The 24,906-nt window shown below is 60.6% G+C and carries 13 protein-coding genes and 3 rRNA genes; 1 reads left to right on the forward strand and 15 read right to left on the reverse strand.

The window, feature by feature from the left end; translation table 11 throughout:
- Window positions 1-126 precede the first annotated feature (126 nt).
- Window positions 127-1,077, forward strand: a complete 951-nt coding sequence (locus L1P09_RS21425; RefSeq protein WP_054905846.1) for a LysR family transcriptional regulator — start codon at window positions 127-129, stop codon at window positions 1,075-1,077.
- 6 nt (window positions 1,078-1,083) lie between these two features.
- On the opposite strand, the gene L1P09_RS21430 is transcribed toward L1P09_RS21425, so the two are convergent.
- From L1P09_RS21430 to L1P09_RS21500, 15 genes are all read right to left on the reverse strand, one after another.
- Window positions 1,084-1,575: an OmpA family protein gene (locus L1P09_RS21430; RefSeq protein ID WP_054905847.1), complete on the reverse strand. Its 492-nt coding sequence runs from the start codon at window positions 1,573-1,575 to the stop codon at window positions 1,084-1,086.
- A 4-nt stretch (window positions 1,576-1,579) separates the two neighbouring features.
- A complete protein-coding gene (locus tag L1P09_RS21435) occupies window positions 1,580-2,851 on the reverse strand; it encodes a diguanylate cyclase domain-containing protein (protein WP_054905848.1) in 1,272 nt (423 codons plus the stop codon).
- Window positions 2,848-3,414 carry a YfiR family protein gene (locus tag L1P09_RS21440; RefSeq protein ID WP_033690595.1) on the reverse strand — a complete coding sequence of 189 codons (567 nt, stop codon included), beginning with the start codon at window positions 3,412-3,414 and terminating at the stop codon, window positions 2,848-2,850. Before L1P09_RS21440 ends, L1P09_RS21435 begins: the two co-directional genes overlap by 4 nt.
- 159 nt (window positions 3,415-3,573) lie before the next feature.
- Complete coding sequence (gene recD, locus L1P09_RS21445; RefSeq protein WP_054912323.1) at window positions 3,574-5,649, reverse strand: exodeoxyribonuclease V subunit alpha; 2,076 nt, start codon at window positions 5,647-5,649, stop codon at window positions 3,574-3,576.
- On the reverse strand, window positions 5,646-9,320 hold the full coding sequence (recB, locus tag L1P09_RS21450) for an exodeoxyribonuclease V subunit beta (RefSeq protein WP_192440983.1): 3,675 nt from the start codon (window positions 9,318-9,320) through the stop codon (window positions 5,646-5,648). Before recB ends, recD begins: the two co-directional genes overlap by 4 nt.
- Window positions 9,317-12,799 carry an exodeoxyribonuclease V subunit gamma gene (recC, locus tag L1P09_RS21455; RefSeq protein WP_054905851.1) on the reverse strand — a complete coding sequence of 1,161 codons (3,483 nt, stop codon included), beginning with the start codon at window positions 12,797-12,799 and terminating at the stop codon, window positions 9,317-9,319. Before recC ends, recB begins: the two co-directional genes overlap by 4 nt.
- Before the next feature lie 208 nt (window positions 12,800-13,007).
- Window positions 13,008-13,123 (reverse strand): 5S ribosomal RNA (gene rrf, locus L1P09_RS21460).
- Window positions 13,124-13,257: 134 nt separating this feature from the next.
- Window positions 13,258-16,150: ribosomal RNA gene (locus L1P09_RS21465) — 23S ribosomal RNA — on the reverse strand.
- A 281-nt stretch (window positions 16,151-16,431) separates the two neighbouring features.
- Window positions 16,432-17,968, reverse strand: a 16S ribosomal RNA gene (locus L1P09_RS21470).
- Together the 16S, 23S and 5S rRNA genes form the textbook arrangement of a ribosomal RNA operon.
- Window positions 17,969-18,660: 692 nt before the next feature.
- On the reverse strand, window positions 18,661-19,257 hold the full coding sequence (gene msrQ, locus L1P09_RS21475; protein WP_054905991.1) for a protein-methionine-sulfoxide reductase heme-binding subunit MsrQ: 597 nt from the start codon (window positions 19,255-19,257) through the stop codon (window positions 18,661-18,663).
- Complete coding sequence (msrP, locus tag L1P09_RS21480) at window positions 19,257-20,270, reverse strand: protein-methionine-sulfoxide reductase catalytic subunit MsrP (protein WP_054905992.1); 1,014 nt, start codon at window positions 20,268-20,270, stop codon at window positions 19,257-19,259. The genes msrQ and msrP overlap by 1 nt, the downstream gene beginning before the upstream one ends.
- Window positions 20,271-20,349: 79 nt before the next feature.
- Entirely contained in the window at window positions 20,350-21,201 is an 852-nt protein-coding gene (pssA, locus tag L1P09_RS21485) for a CDP-diacylglycerol--serine O-phosphatidyltransferase (RefSeq protein ID WP_009685387.1), read from the reverse strand.
- 150 nt (window positions 21,202-21,351) lie between these two features.
- Window positions 21,352-22,368: a ketol-acid reductoisomerase gene (gene ilvC / locus L1P09_RS21490; protein WP_009685386.1), complete on the reverse strand. Its 1,017-nt coding sequence runs from the start codon at window positions 22,366-22,368 to the stop codon at window positions 21,352-21,354.
- A 56-nt stretch (window positions 22,369-22,424) separates the two neighbouring features.
- Window positions 22,425-22,916 carry an acetolactate synthase small subunit gene (gene ilvN / locus L1P09_RS21495; protein WP_003250040.1) on the reverse strand — a complete coding sequence of 164 codons (492 nt, stop codon included), beginning with the start codon at window positions 22,914-22,916 and terminating at the stop codon, window positions 22,425-22,427.
- Between the two features lies 1 nt (window position 22,917).
- Entirely contained in the window at window positions 22,918-24,642 is a 1,725-nt protein-coding gene (locus L1P09_RS21500; RefSeq protein WP_009685385.1) for an acetolactate synthase 3 large subunit, read from the reverse strand.
- Window positions 24,643-24,906 lie beyond the last annotated feature (264 nt).

A 24,906-nucleotide genomic window follows, 5' to 3' on the forward strand; every position in this document is an offset into this window, starting at 1 on the left:
TCTCCTTGGAATTATTGTAGGGACGAGATCGCCAGCGCCAAGCAAACGCGAGGTGGCGTCCTGAGGCTTGTTTCGAGTATAGATGTGCAAACATCCAACAAGAACGCACAAAAAAACCGGATCATCATGCAAAAAGATCTCACATCCCTGAGCGCGCTCAACTGGGACGATTTGAAGTTTTTCCTTGAAGTGGCCCGTACCCGCAAGGCCAGCAGTGCCGCCAAACGGCTGAGCGTGGACTACACCACGGTGTCGCGGCGCATCAGCTCGCTGGAGGGGGCGCTGGGCACGTTGCTGTTCGAAAAGTCGCGCACCAACGGCTTTGTTCTCACCGCCGAGGGCCAGCGTTTGCTGGGCTATGCCGAGTCGATCGAAAGCACGCTGCACATGGCCTGCGAGCAGGTATCCGGGTCGAGCGTGGCGTTGTCGGGGCATGTGCGCATGGGGTGCACAGAAGGCTTCGGCAGTTTCTTCATTACCCCGCAGTTGAGCCACTTCGTCGATGCCTACCCGGCCATTTCGGTGGATATCCTGCCGCTGCCGCACTTCATCAGCCTGTCCAAGCGCGAGGCGGATATCGTCATCGCCCTGGAGCGGCCCGAGCATGGGCCTTATGTGTGCTGCAAGCTGTGCGACTACAGTTTGCGGCTGTATGCGACGCAGGGCTACCTGGACCGCCATGCGCCGATTCGCCAGGTGGCTGACCTGGCCAGGCACCCGTTCATCAGTTACGTGGACGACCTGGCGTTCAGCTCGGAGTTGCTGTACCTGGCCAACTTGATTCCCGGCGCCAGCGCGCATTTGCGCAGTACCAGTGTGATTGCCCAGTACACGGCGGCGCTGCAGGGGCGCGGGCTGGCGATCCTGCCGTGTTTCCTGGCTGCACAGGATCCACGGCTGGTCACGGTGTTGCCAGAGGACATCGAGGTGACGCGGCAATTCTGGATGTATTGCCGGGAGGATTTGCGCAAGTTGAAGCGGATTACACTGTTGTGGGATTACATCCGTGGGGTGACCGAGGCGAATGCACCGTTGTTGATGGGGCAGACCCGGGAAATCCGCTTTGCCCAGCAGTGACGGGGCTCAGTAAGACGCCACCACGATGGACACGCGCCGGTTCTCTGTACGCCCGGCGCTGGTGCGGTTGTCTGCCACCGGCTGGCTGCTGCCCAGGCCCTGGCTCTGGACGTTCTGCGGCTGCATGCCGACCCCGACCAAGGCTTTGGCCACGCTCTGCGCGCGGCGCTCGGACAACTGCTGGTTATAGGCCGCCTTGCCCGACGAGTCGGTATGCCCGTCTACCCGCACACGCTGGATACCCACGCCCAGCAGTGCCTTGCCGATCCGCTCGACAATCGCCTGGCTCTGGCTGTTGAGGCTGTCCAGGTCACTGCCGAACAACACTTTGCCAGACAAGTCATACGCCCAGCCTTCATCGGTGGGGGTAAAGCCTTCGCGCTTGAGCACGGCAATCTGTTCCGGGGTCAGCCCCTTGGGCGGCGCGCTTTGGCAGCCGGTCAGCGCCAGCACAGCGAGCAACACGGCCCACAGTGGAAAACGTAAAGCCTGTATCACGGGTTCAGCTCCTGTTGTCGATAGGGTTGGCGGACCGTTCCGTCTGCGCCACTTGCCAATGGCCACGCCGTTTGCGCTTGGCCTGATACATCGCCGTATCGGCGGCATCCAGAAGACTGGCCGGGTCGGCGCCGTCTTCCGGGTAATAGGCGATACCGACGCTCACCGACGTAGCGACACTGCGGCCGCTGTCCAGCTGCACCGGCAGCTTCATGCTGGCGACGATTTTTTCGGCAATGTGCTCGGCATCCCGGCGCGTTTGCAAGGGCGTCAGCAGCACGGCGAATTCATCGCCGCCCAAACGTGCAACCAGATCATGCTCACGCAGCTGGGCACGCAGGCGCTCGGCCACGCTGATCAGTACCTCGTCCCCCACCGCATGGCCCAGCGTGTCGTTGATCTGCTTGAAATGGTCACTGTCGAGGAACAGCAGCGCCATGTGATCCTGCTGGCTGGCTGCGTTGCGCACGCTGCGGCTCAGGCGCCCTTCGAAGAAGGCGCGGTTGGGCAGGCCGGTCAGGCTGTCGTGGCTGGCCTGGTGGGCCAAGGTCTGGTTTTCGCTCTGCAGGTGGCTTTGCCACACTTCCAGTTCGTCCAGCAGGGCGTTGAAGTCATTCCCCAGCTCGTTGAGCTCGGCAATCGCCGTTTCCGGCACACGCCGGTCGAAGCTGCGCTCGCGGCGGGCGGCGTGGGCGACGCTGGCCAAGCCGCGCAGCGGCCGGGTGATATCGCCGAGCAGGCGCCGCGACAGGTACTGGGCAGCCAAGGCGCTCAAGACCGTGCAACACAGAATACCGGCAAGCCCCCCCAGCATGAACAGCAACAGGCTACGCCCCTGGCCAACCAGTTCGATGCGGCCGATCTGTTGCTGCTGGTGCATGATCGGCAGCTTGACCGTTTCGTCCAGCAACGCGCTGGCGACCTGCGCTTCCAGCAGGGCAAGCATGCCCGAATCGGCACGCTGCCAGCGCGCCAGTTGCTCGCCTTCACCATTGAAGACCCTGGCCTCGGCCACTTCCTCGGCGCTGGCGATCAGCCCCAGCGCTTCACTGGCGGCGGCACTGTCATCGAACACCACCGCCGCCTCCACGGTGTAGCTGATCGACCGGGCAATCAGTTGCAGGTTGTGATTGGCGTAGGCGCTCAAGGCCAGCACGCCCAACAGGGTCAAGGAAATACCGGCCAGGCCCACGGCCAGCAAGGCGACATTCAAGTGTGCACGGCCCAGCACCGAGCGCAGGGTTGGGCGCAGGCTGCGCTTGCGGGTCGGCTTCATGGTTGCACCGCCCGGCGCCGCGACAGTTGCAGCACGCTGGGGTGAATGCGCACCCCGGAGCGCGCCACCGAGTCAAGGTTGACCTCGAAGGCCACCTGCTGGTCGCTGACCCGCAGGCAGAACAGGCTGCCGAGGGTGCATGGGTCATTCGATTCGCTGATGCTCAGGACCGGGTAGCCGCTGACCCGCTCGAACAGCTTGTCACGCTGGCGCTGGTCGAGCTTGCCGATGTAGATCGCATCACACGCCTGAGCGACCTGACTGTCATCTGCCAGCAAGCGCTTCACTTGCAGCGGGCGGCCAGACGCCTGCACCTGGCCCTTGATCAGGTCATCAGCGTATTCGGTGGGGCCGACCAGGCACAGGCGCAATGGAGACGGCTCCACCGGCCAGCGCGCGTAGCTGAAAATGCCCAGCACGACCTGGGTGACGGCCTTGGCCCGTTGCTGCGCCTGGGCGTTGGTGGTTGCAGTGTCCGCCCGGGCAGGATCCGTAGCGATAAACAGGACGGCCAGCAATAGCGAAACCGCACAGCTTGTCACACGTCTTGCGGCCACATGCATGTGGGGAATCTCTCAAAGTCCTTTCCGGTCTCGGCGCAACGATAGCACATGGCCGCATCACTGTAGAAAGGCAGGCACCGCGGTGGTTGGCACGGGCTGCGCCCGTGTTCGCGGGCATGCCCGCTCCCACAGGGGATCTCCACCTGATTTGGGCCGGGGTCAGACTTGCTCCAGCATCAACCCGGAAATGCGCCTTACCTTGCGCGACACCGCTTCTTCGAAAATGCCCTGGCGCGGCTCGACCAGGCTGAAACAGTGCTTGGCGCGGGTGATCCCGGTGTAGACCAGCTCCTTGGTCAGCACCGGGTTCAGTGCGTCGGGCAGTACCAGTGCGGTGTGGCCGAACTCCGAACCCTGGGACTTGTGCACCGTCATGGCAAATACCGTCTCCACTTCATTCAGGCGGCTGGGCAGGACAAAACGCACGCCGCCGCTGCCGTCATTACGCGGGAAGGCCACCCGCAGCAGCGGCTCGCCGCGCTCGTCCGGCAAACGCAGGGCAATGCCGATGTCGCCGTTCATCAGGCCCAAGCCGTAGTCGTTGCGGGTGACCAGCACCGGGCGCCCTTCGTACCAAGGCTGCTGGCTATCGATCAGGCCGGCGCCGTGCAGCACCCGCGCCACCCGCTCGTTAAGCCCTTCGACGCCCCAGGCACCGCGGCGTACCGCACACAGCAACTGGAAGTCCTCGAAACTGTGCAACACCTTGCCCGCCCACTGCTCCCAGGCGGGGTCGTCGAACGGGGTATCCAGCAACGGCCGATAGCGGCCAAGGGTACGCAAATAACTGCGGTACCCTTGTGGCCCTTCGCTGCCCTGGTTCAAGCCGTCGAGCAGCAGGCGGTCGAAGGCGCGGTCCTGCTCGTGCCTGAGCACCAGGCTGTGCACATCAGCCGGTGGCATGGCCAGCAGGTTGCGCGCCGCGTGGGCGTCCTGCCGGTTGACCAGCCGCGCCAGCTGGCCAATCCCGCTGCCTTCGCCAAAGCGCCGCGAAAAGCGCAGCATCACCACTTGCTGGGCCAGCGGGTTGCGCTGTTCATCGCCAACCTTGAGGCCACTGCCAGCCAGCGATTCGCCACTGACCTGTTCGAGCCAGCTGGCGGTGGCCGGCGCGTAGTAGCCTTCTTCGGCGTCCCGGCACAAGTCACCCAGCACGGCACCGGCCTCGACCGAGGCCAGCTGGTCCTTGTCACCCAGCAATACCAGGCGTGCCCGCGCTGGCAAGGCGTCGAGCAGGTTGGCCATCATCTCCAGATCGATCATCGAGGCTTCGTCGACCACCAGCACATCCAACGGCAACGGGTTGCCCGCATGGTGGCGGAAGTGCCGCGAACCCGGGCGGCTACCGAGCAGGCGGTGCACGGTGCTGACGTCGGTCGGCACCTGCTCGCGTACCTGGGCACTGACCTGCAGGCGCTCGACCTGCTGGCCAATGGACTCGGTCAGGCGCGCAGCGGCCTTGCCAGTGGGTGCCGCCAGGCGGATACGCAATGGCCTGCCCTGCTCCACCGCCGGCGCTTGCAACAACGCCAGCAGGCGCACCACCGTGGTGGTCTTGCCCGTACCGGGGCCGCCGGTGATGATGCTGAAGCCGGCGCGGGTGGCCAGGGCGCAGGCGAGCTTCTGCCAGTCCACCTGGCCTGCCGGGGCGCCGCCCTCGAACAACTGCGCCAGGCGTTGCGGCAAGTCCGCCGGCGCTGCTTCAGCCTGGCTCAGGCGCAGGCGCAAGGTGTGGTCGATACGCCGCTCGTAGCTCCAGTAACGGCGCAGGTACAAGCGCTGGCCGCTGAGTACCAGTGGGCGCGCCTGCTGGCCCGGTGCGTCGCCAGCGGCCACCAGCGGGCTGGCAACGATGCGTTGGCGCCATGCTTGCAAGTCGAGGTTGGCCAGCAATTGCGAAGGCAACAGCAACGGGCCGGTCAGTGCGTCGCCCTCTGGCGGCAACGACAGGGCAAAGTCGGGCTCGGCCAGGGTTTGCTGCAGGTCGAGGCAGACGTGGCCGTGGCCCAGTTGATGGCTGGCCAACGCTGCGGCAAGCAGCAGCAAGGGGTCACTGCCTGGGGCCCGCTCTTCCAGAAATGACACGAACGCACGGTCAAGCGGCCGTAGCCAGCCGCGTTCGACCCAGCGGTCGAGCAGTTGCAGCAGGTCACCGCTGTCAGTTTGCGGCGCCAGCGCCAGCAGGTACTCGGCGTGCAATGGGGTGGGCAAAAGGTCGACAAGGCTGCGACTCATGGCATGACTCCGGCAAACAGGTCCTGCTGGGTGGGCGGGTGCTCGCCACGGAACAGCGCATCCAGGCTTTCGATCAATTCACGCGGTGGCTTGGTGAAGTAAACGCCGTGCCCGCTGCTGCTGGCGCCCCGCAGGAAGATGAACAAGGCACCGCCCACGTGGCGGTCATAATCGTAATCCGGCAGCCGCGCGCGCAGTTGCCGGTGCAGGGCCAGCAGGTACAACACGTACTGCAGGTCGTAGCGGTGTTCGAGGATGGCTTTTTCCATGGCCAGGGCATCGTAAGCCTGGGTATCCGGGCCAAGCCAGTTGGATTTGTAGTCGGTCACGTAATAGCGGCCGTCCAGCTCGAAGGCCAGGTCGATGAACCCTTTGAACATGCCATTGAGCAGCGTCGGCTGCGCCGCCGGGCGCGCCAGGCCGGGGTGGGTGTGGCGTGCTACCAGACGATCCAGCTGCTCGGCGTCGACGCGCTGGCTGGCGAACCAGAACTCCATTTCGATCTGGTAAGTGCACAGCTCCCCGAGCGTCACGCTCTGCCCACTGCCGGGCAACGGCAAGGCCTCGCTCAGCAAGCGCTGCATCCACTGGCTGAGGGTGGGGATCCAACCCGTCCAGTCTCGGCGGTTGCAGCGCTGGCCAACGGTTCGCTCGATCAACTGCGGGTTACGGCTTACCAGGCTAAAGCCTTCGCGGCCTGCCCACTCCAGCAGACCGTGCAGGAAGGTGCCGGGGTTCGGCCCCCGCGGGAAGCGGTGGATATCACCGCTGTCGGCCGGGACTTCACGCAGCACCTGCACATCGACGACTTCGTCATCCTGCAGTTGCTGGGCCTGCGAGCTGTCGGCACCGAGGGTTTGGTCACCAACGCGCAGGGCGCTGTAGGAGGCGATCCACCAGTGCTCAGCGGCGGCGCGGCGTGGCTTGCGTGCCGGCAGTAATTCACGTTCGGCGTGGGGCATGCGATACACCTGCTGCTGCGCCGGCGGCAGGCCTGGGCAGGCGATGTGCGGGCAACCCGCGGCCAGGGCCTGCAACCAGTCGGCCAACTGCGCCGAACTGGCCAGGGCAAGGCCGCCACCCAGCAGATACCCCAACGCCGAGCGGTGCAACTGCGACGTTTTCTGGTTGCCGCGCTTGAGGTCGGCGACACCCAGCCAGCAGGCATGCTGGGCACGGGTAAGGGCCACATACAGCAGGCGCAGGTCTTCGGCCAGGCGCTCATCGTCGGCGCGTTCGATCTGCTCCTGGCCTGGGGTCAGGGTAAGGTGGGCGTGGCCTTCAGGGTCGTGCCAGGCCAGCGGCAGCCGGCTACCGTCCACAGGTTTGCTGGTGCAGATGAACGGCAGGTAGACCAGCGGATACTCCAGGCCCTTGGACTTGTGGATGGTCACCACCTTGACCAGCTGTTCGTCGCTTTCCAGGCGCAGGATCTGGTCCTCGCCAGCCTGGCCAGAACTGGCCAGGTGCTCGGCCAGGTGGCGAATCAGCGCCTGTTCGCCATCCAGTTCGCCAGCTGACTGCTGCAGCAACTCGGCCAGGTGCAGCAGGTTGGTCAGCACCCGTTCGCCATCGCTGCGGCGGATCAGCGTGCGCGGCAGCTGGAAGTCATGCAGCAGGTGGCGCAGCATAGGCAGTACGCCCTGGCGCTGCCAGGTTTCGCGGTAGTAGCGGAACCGCATGACCCAGCCTTCCCAGACCCGCTCGTCCTGGTTCAAGCGGTCCAGTGCGGGCAACGACAGGCCTAAGGTAAGGCTGGCCAGGGCCGCCTTGAGCAGGCGCTCCGAATCGGGCTCGGCGCAGGCCTTGAGCCAGGCCAGCAGGTCGTGGGCTTCCTGGGCAGCGAACACCGAGTCCTTGTCGGACAGGTACACACTGCGTACATCGCGTGCGGCCAGCTCGGCGCGCACCAGCTGCGCTTCGTGGCCATCCCGCACCAGAATGGCGATGTCTGACGGCAGGCAGGGGCGCAGTTCGCCTTCGGCACTGCGGAAACCGGCCGTGCCTTGCTGGCCGCCATTGAGCAAATCGACAATGTGGCTGGCGCAACTGGCGGCCAGTTGCTGGCGGTAGACACTGCCGGATACCGGCTCGTCGCTCTGCAACTGCCAGCATTGCAGGGCAGCGCTGGCTTCGCCGTTGATCACCAGCTGTTCGCTACGGCCTTTGGCGTGCACCTCGATGAACGGCAACGGGTTGTCATCCGCACCGCGGAACAGGAACGCCCCGCGCCCTCCCTGACGCGCCTCGGCCTGCAGGAACACCTGATTGACTGCCGCCACCATGGCCTTGCTGGAGCGGTAGTTGGTGTCCAGGCTGTGCAGCCGACCGCTGGTGGCCCGCCGTGCGGCGAGGTAGGTGTAAATGTCTGCACCGCGGAAGGCGTAGATTGCTTGCTTCGGGTCGCCAATCATGAACAGGCCGGTGTCCGGGCGGTTTTCGCTGATCTGGTAGATACGCTCGAAAATGCCGTACTGCACCGGGTCGGTGTCCTGGAATTCGTCGATCAGGGCCACCGGGAACTGCTCACGAATCAGCCCGGCCAGGCGCTCGCCGGCTTCACTGGCCAGTGCGTGCTGCAAGCGCACCAGCATATCGTCAAAGCCCATTTCTGCCCGCCGGCGCTTCTCCACTTCAAACCGTGCCGAAACCCAATTGGCAGCATGCTCGAGCAGGGGGGCATCCGGGCTGTCCAGGGCTTGCAGGTGTTGCGCCAGGGTCTGCATGGCATCGAGGCCTGGGTGCGCGGGTGGCTCGCCCTTCCAGGCCTCGGCCATGCCGGCCGGGGTCAGGCGGGTGAAGCCGGTACCGAGGTCGAGCTCCACCTGTTGTTCGTCCGTAGCCCACGCGTGAAGCTTGTCGAACCAGGGTTCGAAATAGCGCGCCTGCATCTTGCGGCCGTCGACCTGCTTGGCAGCCAGGGCATCGCGGCAGATCTGCCGCAACTCTTCGGCCCACTGTAGCCAAGGTGCCTTGAGCCGGGCCAACTGTTCGCTGCGCTGCTGCAGCGATGCCTCGATCAGTGCCGCCGGTTCCGCGCCGTGCTGCTCGGCCCGCACCCGACCGAACAAGGGGCGGATGCGCGGGAGCAAGGCGTCGGGGCTGACCCAATGGCTGCGCACCCACGCCAGCGCTTGGCCTTGCATGCTGTAGCAGAAGCGCCGCCAGTAATCGCGCATGACTTGGCCCAGCAGCTCGCTGTGGTCGGTTTCCAGGGTCTGGGTGAACAGGCTGCCGCTGTCAAAAGCGTGCTCGCGCAGCATGCGCTGGCACCAGCCGTGAATGGTCGATACCGCTGCTTCGTCCATCCACTGCACCGCAATTTCCAGGCGCCCGGCACAGCGCGGCCAGGCCTCTTGCGGGTAGTCGTCACGCAGTTGGTGCAGCAAAGGGTCGGCGCCCTCCAGCTCGCCACGGAAGAAGCGTGCAGCTTCTGCCAGGCGGGCACGGATACGCTCGCGCAACTCCTTGGTGGCGGCGTCGGTGAAGGTCACCACCAGAATCTGCGGTGGCAGCAGTTCGCGTGCAAAACCCTGCTCGCCGCCATGCCCGAGGATCAGGCGCAGGTACAGGGCGGAAATGGTGAAGGTCTTGCCGGTGCCGGCACTGGCCTCGATCAGCTGGCTGCCATGCAAGGGGAAACTCAACGCCAAGGGGCGGGCCTGGGTCATGCGCCTTTCTCCGGGTTGCCCAGGGTCTGCCAGGGTGCGGTGAACAATGGGCGGTACAAGGTTTCGCACCAGCCTTCAAAGGTTTCGTCGGCGGTGAGTGCGGCGAAATCACGGAACTGCCGAGCCAGGGCGATGCTTTCACTGCGCTCGCCGAAACTGTTGCGTTCATCGCCCTCGTAGGCGCGGGCCGCAGCGGCCAGGGCTTTGTCGGCATCGTCGTGGGCCAGCCAGGCAAAAGCGGTTTTGGCGGCGACCGACAGGGGCGCGTTCATCGCGGCCTGGCGCGCCACCAGCAGGTCGCCCAACAGTTGCCCGGCGGCGCCTTGCGGCAGCGGTGCCAGCAACAAGGTCAGGTCGCTGGCGACCAGGGCGCTATGGTAGGCGTAGCCTGCGGCACAGGCCGCCAAGTGGGTGACCCAGGGCGCGATCAGGCGGTGCCACTTCAAGTTGTTGCGCCCCGCACTGATGGTGTTGGGCACGGTGGTAATACTCAGAAGGCTTTGGTCGTCGGCCTGGAATACCCGCCCCAGCCAGCCTTCGAGACGGTGCCGGCCGTGCTCGAAATGAACGGGCAAAGCGCCCTCGACCAAGCGCGGCCACCGTTGCAGCAACTGCTGGTGGCGTTGCAGCAGGTCGGGTAGCGGCTCGATCAACTCGCTTTGCAGCAGCTCGCCGAACCCCGCCAGTGGCAGCACGCCGCAAGCCTGCAAACGCCGGGCCTGAGCCTGCAGGGCCTGCTCGGCGTTGCCCGGTGCGGCCAAGGCGACACCGAGCAGGCTTTCACTGGCGCCGTAGCGCTGCAGGGTGTCGAGGGTGAAGGGTTCTTCGTCCGGGGTCGGCGCCTCCAGCGCTTCGAAGTACACCTTGAGGCGCTGACTGAAGAAATGCCGAACCGGGTGGCGCAGGAAGTCACTCAGCTGGGTCAGGGTAAGCGCTTCATCATCCTGATAGGGCGCCAGGGCTGGTTCGCCCTGCGGGTCGCACTCGCTCTGCTGGTGCAACACTTGCCATTCGTGGGCATAGCTGAACAGCGGGCTACCCTTCTGGAAGTAGCGCGGGCTGAACGGTTGCAGCGGGTGCTCTTGGGTCAGGGCGTGCAGCAGCTGCTCGCCAGCCTGTGTCGCCTGGCCCTGCTGTGCGCCGTTCAGTTGCCAACCCGCCGCAAGGTGGTCGCGCAGCTGCCCGATCAACACCGAGGCCGGGCGTTCGCTGTTGTCACGGATACTGCGCCCGACCCAGCTGACGTACAGCTGGTCACGTGCCGACAGCAGCGCTTCGAGCAACAGATAACGGTCGTCCTCACGGCGTGAGCGGTCACCGGGGCGGTAGTCGCTGGCCATCAGGTCGAAGTCCAGCGGCTGCTGGGCGCGGGGGTAGTCACCATCGTTCATGCCCAGCAGGCACACCACCCGAAATGGGATCGCACGCATGGGCATGAGGGTGCAGAAATTCACCGAGCCCGCCAGGAAACGTTGCGACAGCTTGCCTTGGTCCAGCCCCGACAGCCAGGCCTCGCGTACCACGGTCAATGGCAGAGGGTCCTGCAGGCCGACCGTTTCGCATACTTCAAGCCAGCTATCGCGCAGATCCTGCAACTGGATCAGCAGGAATTCGTCGTGCTCGTCCTCGGCCAGGAAGAACACATGCAACAGGGCATGCAGGCGCTCGCCCCACTGGCTGACGGTGGCCGGTTCGGCCAGGGCCTGGCAGGCGACATCCAGTGCGTCGAGCAGGGCCACCAGCGGGCCGATCAGGGCTGCGTCCAGACCACCGATTTCATCGTACGGCTCAATACCGTCACACGCTTCGCCCACGCCTACGGCATACCCCAACAGCATGCGTCGCAAACCAAAGCGCCAGGTGTTCTGTTCAAGCCCGGCGGGCAGGCCAAGGCTGGCTCGCTGCTCGGCATCGAGGCCCCAGCGAATGCCTGCGCCTTCGATCCAGCGATGCAGGGTAGGCAGGTCGTTTTCGCGGATACCGAACCGGGCTCTTACCGCCGGGACATCCAGCAGGTCGAGCACTTCGCTGACTGCGAAACGGCTGTCCGGCAGCTTGAGCAGGTGTTCCAGCGCAATCAGCAGAGGTTCCCGACCACGCTGCCCTTGGTCGGTCAGGGTGAACGGTATGTAACGCGGGTCATTGCGCTGCAGTTGGCCGAAAACGGCGCGGATGTGCGGCGCGTATGTGTCGATGGCCGGCAGCATGACGATGACATCACGCGGGCGTAATGTGGGGTCGGCACTGAAGCGGGCCAACAGCTGGTCGTGGAGAATCTCCACTTCGCGCTGTGGGCTGTGGGCAATGTGAAAACGGAACGAGCGGTCGTTGGCGGGATCGACTGGCGGCCACAGCGCGCGCGTTTCTGCCAGCGGGCGGAGTTCGAGAATGTCGTCCTGCAATTGATTGAGCAGCGTGGCGGGTGAACCGTCGCTGAACAGATCGATGCGACCATCGCTGAACACACCTTGGTAGCTACCCGGGTCGTCGTAGCTGTCGAGCAAGTTGATGTAGTCTCGGCCTTGCTTGCCCCACGCAGCCAGTAATGGGTGTGCGTGTTGGTGCAGGGCCTGGTCGTCGAGCTGCAAGGGCATGCCTTGTTTGCGCTGCTGACGCTTGTATTGGTGGCGCAGCAGGTCTTTGTCGGCAACGATGTCCGCCCAGTGGTGGCGACAAGGGTTGTGCACGCACAACAACACCTGGCTGAAGCGTGCGAGGCCGGCCAATGCCTCCAAGGCCTGGGCCGGCAACGACGAGATACCGAACACGATCACCCGCGAGGGTAACCCGGGGGGAGCCTGTTCCAGGCTATTGATACGTTCGATGAAGCGCTGGTGCACGCCGGCCCGGCTTTGCGCCATGCCTTTTTCGCCGACGTCTTCCAGCAAGGCCTTCCACAGCTCGGCCTGCCAGCGGTTAGCCGGGGGCAGGGCCTTGCGTTCGCCACGGGCGGTGTTCAGCACGTGCTCACCCGCTGCCCAGTCCCTGAGCCAGTCGGCCCGGTAGACCTGATACTGGTCGAACAGATCGGCCAGGCGCTCGGACAGCTGGTAGCGCTTGCGCAGGTCACCGTCGTCCGTCAGGAAGCGGCGCAACGGCTCGAAGTGCGGGCGCTCGATCAGCGCTGGTAGCAGACGCATCAGGCGCCAGGTCAGCGGCGCTTTGTCGAGCAGGGATACCTCGGGAATTTCATCGCGCCCCAGCACGCTGCGGTACAACTGCCACATGAAGCTGCCGGGCAGTTGAACCTCGATTGCAGCGGCGATGCCGCAGCCACCTTGGTCGTCTTCCAGCGGGTCTTCCGCCAGCGCCAGCTTGAGCCATTGAGCGATACCGTTACTCTGCACCAGGGCGATTTCGTTTTCCAACGGTGCCAGCGGGTAGCGACGCATCCAGCTCACCACAAGGCTGCGCAAATCGTCGAGGCGGTTGCCGTGTACGATCATGAAGCCGGGGTGAAGATGGGTGGTGTGGGGCATCGGAAACTCTCTGGCAGGTGCTGAGCTGAGGTTGGTGGGGGAAACGATATCACGCGTGATGCGTTCGCTGGGGGGCATGGCACGGGCTTCGCCCGTGTTCGCGGGCACGCCCGCTCCCACAGGGATTGTTGTGAGGCCAGGGGACTTTTTTGGAGCACAAAGACAAAACCCCTACCTGCATGCGCAGATAGGGGTTTTGCGAAATGAATCTTGACGATGACCTACTCTCACATGGGGAAACCCCACACTACCATCGGCGATGCATCGTTTCACTGCTGAGTTCGGGATGGGATCAGGTGGTTCCAATGCTCTATGGTCGTCAAGAAATTCTGTAGCCAGAATGTCCAGATGGACAGCCCAGCGAATTCGGATATGTGATGTTTGTGATGCCTTGCGAACTTTCGGTTCATGTCATCTTCACCACCGCAATCTGCGCTAGCAAATTGCTTGGGTGTTATATGGTCAAGCCTCACGGGCAATTAGTATTGGTTAGCTCAACGCCTCACAGCGCTTACACACCCAACCTATCAACGTCGTAGTCTTCGACGGCCCTTTAGGGGATTCAAGATCCCAGTGAGATCTCATCTTGAGGCAAGTTTCCCGCTTAGATGCTTTCAGCGGTTATCTCTTCCGAACATAGCTACCCGGCAATGCCACTGGCGTGACAACCGGAACACCAGAGGTTCGTCCACTCCGGTCCTCTCGTACTAGGAGCAGCCCCTCTCAAATCTCAAACGTCCACGGCAGATAGGGACCGAACTGTCTCACGACGTTCTAAACCCAGCTCGCGTACCACTTTAAATGGCGAACAGCCATACCCTTGGGACCGGCTTCAGCCCCAGGATGTGATGAGCCGACATCGAGGTGCCAAACACCGCCGTCGATATGAACTCTTGGGCGGTATCAGCCTGTTATCCCCGGAGTACCTTTTATCCGTTGAGCGATGGCCCTTCCATACAGAACCACCGGATCACTAAGACCTACTTTCGTACCTGCTCGACGTGTTTGTCTCGCAGTCAAGCGCGCTTTTGCCTTTATACTCTACGACCGATTTCCGACCGGTCTGAGCGCACCTTCGTACTCCTCCGTTACTCTTTGGGAGGAGACCGCCCCAGTCAAACTACCCACCATACACTGTCCTCGATCCGGATAACGGACCTGAGTTAGAACCTCAAAGTTGCCAGGGTGGTATTTCAAGGATGGCTCCATGAGAACTGGCGTCCCCACTTCAAAGCCTCCCACCTATCCTACACAAGCAAATTCAAAGTCCAGTGCAAAGCTATAGTAAAGGTTCACGGGGTCTTTCCGTCTAGCCGCGGATACACTGCATCTTCACAGCGATTTCAATTTCACTGAGTCTCGGGTGGAGACAGCGCCGCCATCGTTACGCCATTCGTGCAGGTCGGAACTTACCCGACAAGGAATTTCGCTACCTTAGGACCGTTATAGTTACGGCCGCCGTTTACCGGGGCTTCGATCAAGAGCTTCGCTTGCGCTAACCCCATCAATTAACCTTCCGGCACCGGGCAGGCGTCACACCCTATACGTCCACTTTCGTGTTTGCAGAGTGCTGTGTTTTTAATAAACAGTCGCAGCGGCCTGGTATCTTCGACCGGCATGAGCTTACGGAGCAAGTCCTTCACCCTCGCCGGCGCACCTTCTCCCGAAGTTACGGTGCCATTTTGCCTAGTTCCTTCACCCGAGTTCTCTCAAGCGCCTTGGTATTCTCTACCTAACCACCTGTGTCGGTTTGGGGTACGGTTCCCAGTTATCTGAAGCTTAGGAGCTTTTCTTGGAAGCATGGTATCAACCACTTCGTCGCCTAAAGGCAACTCGTCATCAGCTCTCGGCCTTGAAATCCCGGATTTGCCTAAGATTCCAGCCTACCACCTTAAACCTGGACAACCAACGCCAGGCTGGCCTAACCTTCTCCGTCCCTCCATCGCAATAACTGGAAGTACAGGAATATTAACCTGTTTTCCATCGACTACGCTTTTCAGCCTCGCCTTAGGGACCGACTAACCCTGCGTCGATTAACGTTGCGCAGGAAACCTTGGTCTTTCGGCGTGCGAGTTTTTCACTCGCATTGTCGTTACTCATGTCAGCATTCGCACTTCTGATACCTCCAGCAAGCTTCTCAACTCACCTTCACAGGCTTACAGAACGCTCCTCTACCGCATCATCATAAGATGATACCCGTAGCTTCGGTGCATGGTTTGAGCCCCGTTACATCTTCCGCGCAGGCCGACTCGACTAGTGAGCTATTACGCTTTCTTTAAAGGGTGGCTGCTTCTAAGCCAACCTCCTAGCTGTCTAAGCCTTCCCACATCGTTTCCCACTTAACCATGACTTTGGGACCTTAGCTGACGGTCTGGGTTGTTTCCCTTTTCACGACGGACGTTAGCACCCGCCGTGTGTCTCCCATGCTCGGCACTTGTAGGTATTCGGAGTTTGCATCGGTTTGGTAAGTCGGGATGACCCCCTAGCCGAAACAGTGCTCTACCCCCTACAGTGATACATGAGGCGCTACCTAAATAGCTTTCGAGGAGAACCAGCTATCTCCGAGCTTGATTAGCCTTTCACTCCGATCCACAGGTCATCCGCTAACTTTTCAACGGTAGTCGGTTCGGTCCTCCAGTCAGTGTTACCTAACCTTCAACCTGCCCATGGATAGATCGCCCGGTTTCGGGTCTATACCCAGCGACTAAACGCCCTATTAAGACTCGCTTTCGCTACGCCTCCCCTATTCGGTTAAGCTCGCCACTGAATATAAGTCGCTGACCCATTATACAAAAGGTACGCAGTCACCTAACAAAGTAGGCTCCCACTGCTTGTACGCATACGGTTTCAGGTTCTATTTCACTCCCCTCTCCGGGGTTCTTTTCGCCTTTCCCTCACGGTACTGGTTCACTATCGGTCAGTCAGTAGTATTTAGCCTTGGAGGATGGTCCCCCCATATTCAGACAAAGTTTCTCGTGCTCCGTCCTACTCGATTTCATTGATAAGAGATTTTCGTGTACGGGGCTATCACCCACTATGGCCGCACTTTCCAGAGCGTTCCACTAATCTCAAATCAACTTAAGGGCTGGTCCCCGTTCGCTCGCCACTACTAAGGGAATCTCGGTTGATTTCTTTTCCTCAGGGTACTTAGATGTTTCAGTTCCCCTGGTTCGCCTCTTGCACCTATGTATTCAGTACAAGATACTCAGCTTGTGCTGAGTGGGTTCCCCCATTCAGAGATCTCTGGATCACAGTCTGTTTGCCGACTCCCCAAAGCTTATCGCAGGCTACCACGTCTTTCATCGCCTCTGACTGCCAAGGCATCCACCGTATGCGCTTCTTCACTTGACCATATAACCCCAAGCAATCTGGTTATACTGTGAAGACGACATTCGCCGAAAATTCGCATTTCGCTCAATTAAGAGCAGAACTCACAAATTTTACCTTAGCCTGATCACACACCAGTGAAAGTGCGTGTCAGTCTATATCTATCACATATCCGAATTTTTAAAGAACGGTCTGACAAAAGTCAGAAATCAACATTCATCAACGAATGTTCATTTCTGAATTCTCATCAGCAAATGAATCAAGCAATTCGTGTGGGAGCTCATCAGCAGGCTGATGTCGTCGATTAAGGAGGTGATCCAGCCGCAGGTTCCCCTACGGCTACCTTGTTACGACTTCACCCCAGTCATGAATCACACCGTGGTAACCGTCCTCCCGAAGGTTAGACTAGCTACTTCTGGTGCAACCCACTCCCATGGTGTGACGGGCGGTGTGTACAAGGCCCGGGAACGTATTCACCGCGACATTCTGATTCGCGATTACTAGCGATTCCGACTTCACGCAGTCGAGTTGCAGACTGCGATCCGGACTACGATCGGTTTTGTGAGATTAGCTCCACCTCGCGGCTTGGCAACCCTCTGTACCGACCATTGTAGCACGTGTGTAGCCCAGGCCGTAAGGGCCATGATGACTTGACGTCATCCCCACCTTCCTCCGGTTTGTCACCGGCAGTCTCCTTAGAGTGCCCACCATAACGTGCTGGTAACTAAGGACAAGGGTTGCGCTCGTTACGGGACTTAACCCAACATCTCACGACACGAGCTGACGACAGCCATGCAGCACCTGTGTCAGAGTTCCCGAAGGCACCAATCCATCTCTGGAAAGTTCTCTGCATGTCAAGGCCTGGTAAGGTTCTTCGCGTTGCTTCGAATTAAACCACATGCTCCACCGCTTGTGCGGGCCCCCGTCAATTCATTTGAGTTTTAACCTTGCGGCCGTACTCCCCAGGCGGTCAACTTAATGCGTTAGCTGCGCCACTAAAATCTCAAGGATTCCAACGGCTAGTTGACATCGTTTACGGCGTGGACTACCAGGGTATCTAATCCTGTTTGCTCCCCACGCTTTCGCACCTCAGTGTCAGTATCAGTCCAGGTGGTCGCCTTCGCCACTGGTGTTCCTTCCTATATCTACGCATTTCACCGCTACACAGGAAATTCCACCACCCTCTACCGTACTCTAGCTTGCCAGTTTTGGATGCAGTTCCCAGGTTGAGCCCGGGGCTTTCACATCCAACTTAACAAACCACCTACGCGCGCTTTACGCCCAGTAATTCCGATTAACGCTTGCACCCTCTGTATTACCGCGGCTGCTGGCACAGAGTTAGCCGGTGCTTATTCTGTCGGTAACGTCAAAACAGCAAGGTATTAACTTACTGCCCTTCCTCCCAACTTAAAGTGCTTTACAATCCGAAGACCTTCTTCACACACGCGGCATGGCTGGATCAGGCTTTCGCCCATTGTCCAATATTCCCCACTGCTGCCTCCCGTAGGAGTCTGGACCGTGTCTCAGTTCCAGTGTGACTGATCATCCTCTCAGACCAGTTACGGATCGTCGCCTTGGTGAGCCATTACCTCACCAACAAGCTAATCCGACCTAGGCTCATCTGATAGCGCAAGGCCCGAAGGTCCCCTGCTTTCTCCCGTAGGACGTATGCGGTATTAGCGTTCCTTTCGAAACGTTGTCCCCCACTACCAGGCAGATTCCTAGGCATTACTCACCCGTCCGCCGCTGAATCAAGGAGCAAGCTCCCGTCATCCGCTCGACTTGCATGTGTTAGGCCTGCCGCCAGCGTTCAATCTGAGCCATGATCAAACTCTTCAGTTCAATACTGCTTGGGTTTTTAAGAAACCCTAAACTTGGCTCAGCAATCTCAAATGACTATGTGATTTCTCGCATGGCCACTTGTGATGCTGATAATCTTTTTGACTATCAGTCCGTACTCACAAGCACCCACACGAATTGCTTGATTCGATTTGTTAAAGAGCGGTGGTTAAGAGCGTTTCGTCTCAACCGAGGCGCGCATTCTACGCTTTCCTCATTTGCTGTCAAGCGTTTATTTTGAAGTTTTTTGCGAGAAACTCGTTTAGCTTCAAACACTTGACTCGCTGCGATCTCTCGTAGCGGGAGGCGAATCATACAGCGTTTAGAAGCGCTGTCAACCATCATCTCAACCGCATTCGATCATTCGATCGTAGCCCTTACAGCGCCTTCCGAATCGTTCAACTCATTGAATTTCAAGGAGTTTGTCGTTCCGTTGTCGCTGGAAGTGGGGCGCATTATAAGGGGATTCGAGAGGGCGTCAACCTTTAATTTCATTTATTTGAAATAGTCCAGGCGAAGGCTGTTTTGAGGCCGCGAAGTGTTCGCCATAACATTTTCAGCGCCTGTGAGATCGAGCGCCGCGCGGGCGGCGCTCGATCTCACAGGCGCTGGATGTGTTGCGACGTACGCCTCCCAACCCCACCACTATCTATAGACAGGCCCATTGCCCAACCTGAACCCAACTCACCCCCCCCCTACCGCCTGACCAACCCAGCCAACCTCCGCGAAACCGCCGGAACCCTCAGCCCCATCAACACAACCCCAACAAACGCATAAACCGCCCACTCCCGCAGATCCGAACGCACGATCCACAAGAAATGCAGCAACCCCAACCCCAACACCGCATACACCAACCTGTGCAGCTTCTTCCACCGCGCCCCAAGCCGCCGCTGGCTATACCGGTTCGAGGTAACCGCCAACGCCAACAACCCAAGAAACCCCAGCGCCCCGACAATAATGTAAGGCCGCTTGCGCAGCTCCACCGCCAACTGCCCCCAATCCAGCCCGAGAATAAAGAACAGGTAACAGAGAATGTGCAGCACGATATACGCAAACACCCATAACCCCAGCTGCCGCCGCACCACGATCCAACCCGACCACCCCGTCAGCTTCTGCAGCGGCGTCATGCTCAAGGTCACCAGCAGGAAGATCAGCGCGCCAAGCCCCAACCGGTCCATCATGATCTTGCCCGGGTCAGGCCCCAGCAACCCCGTAGCCGCTTCGTACAACCACCAGGCAGGAAACAGGCAGCCCACAATAAAGATCGCCAGACGAAACCAGGGATAGCGCATCAGTAGTTCTTCCGCAGGTCGAGCCCGGCATAGAGCGAGGCCACTTCGTCGGCATAGCCATTGAACATTTGCGTCTCCCGCACATTGGGACTGAAAAGCCCGCTAGGCAGCCGCCGCTCCCGCGCCTGGCTCCAGCGCGGGTGATCGACAGTGGGGTTCACATTGGCGTAGAACCCATATTCATCGGGTGCCAGGCCCTGCCAGGTAGTTCCGGGCTGCTCGGCCACCAGGCTGATGCGCACGATCGACTTGATGCTCTTGAAACCATACTTCCACGGCACCACCAGCCGCAGCGGTGCACCATTCTGGTTGGGCAACTCGCGGCCATACATGCCTACCGCAAGAACCGCCAAGGGGTGCATCGCTTCGTCCAGCCGCAGCCCTTCTCTATAAGGCCAGTCAATCAGCGCAAAGCCCGAGCGTTGGCCAGGCATATGCTCCGGGTCTTTCAGCGTTTCGAAACGCACGTACCGGGCCTTCGACGTCGGCTCGACCTGCTTCAGTACCTGAGCCAATGGGAACCCCAGCCACGGAATGACCATCGACCAGGCCTCTACACAACGCAGCCGGTAGATGCGCTCTTCAAGTTGGTAGGGTTTGACGAAGTCTTCCAGGGCATAGCGCCCAGGCTTGCCGACTTCACCATCCACCACAACCGACCAAGGTTCGGTTTTCAGGCTGTCGCCATTGGCCGCCGGGTCGCCCTTGTCGGGGCCGAACTCATAGAAGTTGTTGTAGTGGGTAGCGTCTTTGAACGGCGTGATCGCCTCCCCTTTGGCCGTGACTGCCTGCCACTGCGTGGCACCGAGCTTTTCCGTGAACCAGCCAGGCGCCTTGCCCGGCTCGACATCGGCATAACGGCTGGCCTCGGCCGAACGACCAACACCGGGCAATGCGCCCAGGGCCAGGCCGGCCAACGAGCCACCCAACAAGGTACGACGGGACAGGTAAATGCCTTCGGGGGTGATCTCCGATGCCTTGCACTCGGACGACCTGGGAAGCTTGATGAGCATGAGCGGCTCCATAGCACTGGGTAACGGACGTACCAGTAAGACTATGGAGCCGGCGGGTTATTCCAGCGTTAAGCGTTTTTTACGCTTTACGGCGGCGCGACTTGAGCAGGAACTGGATAGGCCCCGAAGCCGCGTAGGCGAGGAAGATCAGCAGCAGGATACGCGGCGGGTCGCTGAACACCACGGCAAACACCAGCACCACGGCAAGGATGGCCACAAATGGCACACGGCCCTTGAGGTCCAGCTCCTTGAAGCTGTTGTACTTGATGTTACTGACCATCAGCATGCCTGCAGCCGCCACCAACAGCGCCACCAGGAACGACAGCTTGGAGCCCTGAATACCGTAGTCGCTGAACGCCCACACGGTGCCGGCCACAACACCCGCGGCAGCCGGGCTGGCCAGGCCGATGAAGTAGCGCTTGTCGGCGGTGCCGACCTGGGTGTTGAAGCGTGCCAGGCGCAGCGCGGCGCCGGCAACATAGATGAAGGCGACCATCCAGCCAACCTTGCCCATGTCACCCAACGCCCAGCCGAAGGCCAGCAAGGCCGGGGCCACACCGAAGGCGACCATGTCCGACAGCGAGTCATACTCGGCGCCGAACGCGCTTTGGGTATTGGTCATGCGCGCGACACGGCCGTCGAGGCCATCGAGCACCATGGCCACGAAGATGGCAATGGCGGCAAACGCGAAATACTTGCTCGCTTCACGCGGGTCGCCAGCGCTCAGGGCGCTCTGTGCGCTCATCGAGCTGATGATGGAATAAAAGCCGGCAAACAGGTTGGCGGTGGTGAACAGGTTGGGCAGCAGGTAGATGCCGCGGTGGCGCACCTTGCGACCTTCGGCGTCATGGCCTTCTTCAACGTGCTCATCGACCGGTAGCAGGCTTTCGGCGTCGGAGGGCTTGTTCGGCTCTTCGGGACGTTCGCTCATGGAGGGTACCTTGCAACAGGATGGAAAATGTTCGACACGGGCCCGCGAAACAGGTTCTGACGGCAGGCCACTGGTCTGCTTTATACCAGATGCTGACTGCCAGAACGAAAAAACGCGGCCGAAGCCGCGTTTTTCATGTTGCGATGCTACTTAGTTCTTGGCTTTGTCGACGATCTTGTTCGCCGAAATCCAAGGCATCATCGAGCGCAGTTGCTCACCGATGATCTCGATGCCGTGCGAAGCGTTGTTACGACGCTTGGCGGTCATCGATGGGTAGTTGGTGGCGCCTTCGGAGATGAACATCTTCGCGTACTCGCCGTCCTGGATGCGCTTCAGTGCGTTGCGCATGGCCTTGCGGGATTCTTCGTTGATGACTTCTGGGCCGGTGACGTACTCACCGTACTCTGCGTTGTTGGAGATCGAGTAGTTCATGTTGGCGATACCGCCTTCGTACATGAGGTCAACGATCAACTTCAGCTCGTGCAGGCATTCGAAGTAGGCCATTTCCGGCGCGTAGCCAGCTTCAACCAGGGTTTCGAAACCGGCTTTGACCAGCTCTACGGTACCACCGCACAGGACGGCCTGCTCACCGAACAGGTCGGTTTCGGTCTCGTCCTTGAAGGTGGTTTCGATGATGCCGGTACGGCCACCACCCACGCCAGCGGCGTAGGACAGGGCGACGTTCTTGGCGTTGCCCGAAGCGTCCTGGTAGATCGCGATCAGGTCAGGGATACCACCGCCCTTGACGAACTCGGAGCGCACGGTGTGGCCCGGCGCTTTCGGCGCGATCATGATCACGTCCAGGTCTGCGCGCGGCACAACCTGGTTGTAGTGGATCGAGAAGCCGTGGGAGAAGGCCAGGGTAGCGCCCTTCTTGATGTTCGGCTCGATTTCGTTCTTGTACAGCGTGCCCTGGAACTCGTCCGGGGTCAGGATCATCACCAGGTCAGCCGCAGCGACAGCGGTAGCAACATCGGCAACTTTCAGGCCGTGGGCTTCAGCCTTGGCAACGGTAGCCGAACCTTTACGCAGACCGACGGTAACGTCTACACCGGAGTCCTTCAGGTTGCACGCCTGAGCGTGGCCCTGGGAGCCGTAACCGATGATGGCGACTTTCTTGCCCTGGATGATGGAAAGGTCGCAGTCTTTATCGTAGAAAACTTTCATGAAAATACCCCTGGTTATATCTCGGCCCCCTGCGGAGCCATCGCTAATTTTTAAATTCAGATGCTGAGCACTTTGTCGCCACGGGCAATGCCGGTAACGCCGCTGCGCACGGTTTCGAGAATCGATGCGGTGCCGATGGCCTGGATGAAGCTGTCCAGTTTGTCGCTGGTACCGCTCAGTTGTACGGTGTACACGCTGGCAGTCACATCGACGATCTGGCCACGGAAGATATCCGTGGTGCGCTTGATCTCGGCGCGCTGGGCACCGGTGGCCTTGACCTTGACCAGCATCAGCTCGCGCTCGATGTGGGCGCTTTCCGACAGGTCGACGAGCTTGACCACTTCGACCAGCTTGTTCAGGTTCTTGGTGATCTGTTCGATCACTTCGTCATGGCCAACGGTGGTCAGCGTCAGACGCGACAGGGTCGGGTCTTCGGTCGGCGCCACGGTCAGGCTTTCAATGTTGTAGTTGCGCTGGGAGAACAGGCCGACCACACGGGACAAAGCACCGGGTTCGTTTTCCAGCAGCAGGGAAATGATATGCCGCATATCAGGTACGCTCCGTCTTGCTCAGCCACATGTCACGCATCGAGCCATCCTTGATCTGCATCGGATAGACGTGCTCACTGCGGTCAACCGCGATGTCGATGAATACCAGGCGGTCCTTCATCGCAAACGCTTCTTCCAGCATCGGCTTGAGGTCCTTCAGGCTGGTGATGCGGATACCCACATGGCCATAGGCCTCGGCCAGCTTGATGAAGTCAGGCAGCGACTCGACATACGAGTGCGAGTGACGACCGTTGTAGGCCATGTCCTGCCATTGGCGGACCATGCCCAACACCCCGTTGTTCAGGTTGACGATCTTCACCGGCAGGCCGTACTGCATGCAGGTGGACAGCTCCTGGATGTTCATCTGGATGCTGCCTTCGCCGGTCACGCAGGCCACGTCCTGGTCCGGGAAGTTGAGCTTGATGCCCATCGCCGCCGGGAAGCCGAAGCCCATGGTGCCCAGGCCACCGGAGTTGATCCAGCGGTTCGGCTTGTTGAAACGGTAGTACTGCGCCGCGAACATCTGGTGCTGACCTACGTCGGAGGTGACGAAGGCATCGCCTTTGGTCACTTCGCACAGGGTCTCGATGACTTTCTGCGGCTTGATGACATTGCCGTCGCCCTTGTCGTAAGGGAACAGCTCACCATTGCCACGCCACTCGTCGATCTGCTTCCACCAGGCATCCAGCGCGGCCTTGTCGGGCTGCTCGCCGATTTCCTTGAGGATGCCGAGCATTTCGCTGAGCACGCTGTCGACCGGGCCAACGATAGGTACATCGGCTTTGATCATCTTCGAGATCGACGCCGGGTCGATATCGACATGGATGATCTTGGCATTCGGGCAGAACTTGGCCGGGCCGTTGACCACGCGGTCGTCGAAACGCGCACCGACGGCGAAGATCACGTCGGCATTGTGCATGGCCATGTTGGCGGTGTAGCTGCCGTGCATGCCGAGCATGCCGAGGAACTGGCGATCAGTACCCGGGAAGCCGCCCAACCCCATGAGGGTGTTGGTGACAGGCAGGTTCAGCGACTTGGCGATTTCGGTCAGCGCTTCGGAGCCACCGCCCAGGATCACACCGCCACCGGCGTAGACGATTGGGCGCTTGGCAGCCAGCAGCATCTCGGCCGCCTTGCGGATCTGGCCGGAGTGGCCACGGACCGCTGGGCTGTACGAGCGCAGCTTGACCTTTTTCGGGTAGACGTATTCGAACTTTTCAGCCGGGTTGGTCATGTCTTTTGGAATGTCGACCACGACTGGACCTGGGCGACCGGATTGCGCCAGGTAGAACGCCTTTTTCAGAATTTCAGGGATCTCGGTCGGGTGCTTGATCATGAAGCTGTGCTTCACGATCGGCCGCGAGATACCGATCATGTCGGTTTCCTGGAAGGCATCGGTACCTACCATGGTGCTAGGCACCTGGCCGGACAGGATGACCATCGGAATCGAGTCCATGTAGGCGGTGGCAATACCGGTGATGGCATTGGTCGCGCCCGGGCCGGAGGTTACCAGCACCACACCGGCCTTGCCGGTGGCGCGGGCGTAGCCGTCCGCCATATGGGTTGCCGCCTGTTCGTGACGAACCAGGATGTGTTCCACTTCCGGTTCTTTGAACAGCGCGTCGTAAACATGCAGGAGAGCACCACCAGGGTACCCGTAGATGTGCTTAACGCCTTCGTCACGCAAGAAGCGGACGACCATCTCAGCGCCAGATAAAAGCTCCACGTTGTTCACCTCTAAAACGCCAGAATACCGCCCCTTCAGGACGGGTCTTAATAGGTTTACTGCCAAGCAGAGCATGAGCGAACGTCAGCACTGACTGAGCAAGTATTGGGAGCGCCCCAGAGTGTTGCGGGGTTTTCCCACCCAGCGCGAGGTAACGCGTTGCGGGGTGTAACAGGTCGGCGCGGGTGTGCGCCTCATGATCTGCTTAGCGGGTCTGCTTCTGGCAGTCCCTCTAAAGCGGAAGTTGGATTCTTGTGATTCGGC

It is taken from the genome of Pseudomonas juntendi (assembly GCF_021560075.1).
Taxonomy (GTDB): Bacteria; Pseudomonadota; Gammaproteobacteria; order Pseudomonadales; family Pseudomonadaceae; genus Aquipseudomonas; species Aquipseudomonas juntendi.

What these genes read in the sequence shown, in the direction of transcription:
- pssA (WP_009685387.1), bottom strand. Translation starts at nt 21,201, where the DNA reads ATGAGCGAACGTCCCGAAGAGCCGAACAAGCCCTCCGACGCCGAAAGC.
- recD (WP_054912323.1), bottom strand. Translation starts at nt 5,649, where the DNA reads ATGAGTCGCAGCCTTGTCGACCTTTTGCCCACCCCATTGCACGCCGAG.
- recB (WP_192440983.1), bottom strand. Translation starts at nt 9,320, where the DNA reads ATGACCCAGGCCCGCCCCTTGGCGTTGAGTTTCCCCTTGCATGGCAGC.
- ilvC (WP_009685386.1), bottom strand. Translation starts at nt 22,368, where the DNA reads ATGAAAGTTTTCTACGATAAAGACTGCGACCTTTCCATCATCCAGGGC.
- recC (WP_054905851.1), bottom strand. Translation starts at nt 12,799, where the DNA reads ATGCCCCACACCACCCATCTTCACCCCGGCTTCATGATCGTACACGGC.
- ilvN (WP_003250040.1), bottom strand. Translation starts at nt 22,916, where the DNA reads ATGCGGCATATCATTTCCCTGCTGCTGGAAAACGAACCCGGTGCTTTG.
- L1P09_RS21425 (WP_054905846.1), top strand. Translation starts at nt 127, where the DNA reads ATGCAAAAAGATCTCACATCCCTGAGCGCGCTCAACTGGGACGATTTG.
- L1P09_RS21435 (WP_054905848.1), bottom strand. Translation starts at nt 2,851, where the DNA reads ATGAAGCCGACCCGCAAGCGCAGCCTGCGCCCAACCCTGCGCTCGGTG.
- msrP (WP_054905992.1), bottom strand. Translation starts at nt 20,270, where the DNA reads ATGCTCATCAAGCTTCCCAGGTCGTCCGAGTGCAAGGCATCGGAGATC.
- L1P09_RS21440 (WP_033690595.1), bottom strand. Translation starts at nt 3,414, where the DNA reads ATGCATGTGGCCGCAAGACGTGTGACAAGCTGTGCGGTTTCGCTATTG.
- msrQ (WP_054905991.1), bottom strand. Translation starts at nt 19,257, where the DNA reads ATGCGCTATCCCTGGTTTCGTCTGGCGATCTTTATTGTGGGCTGCCTG.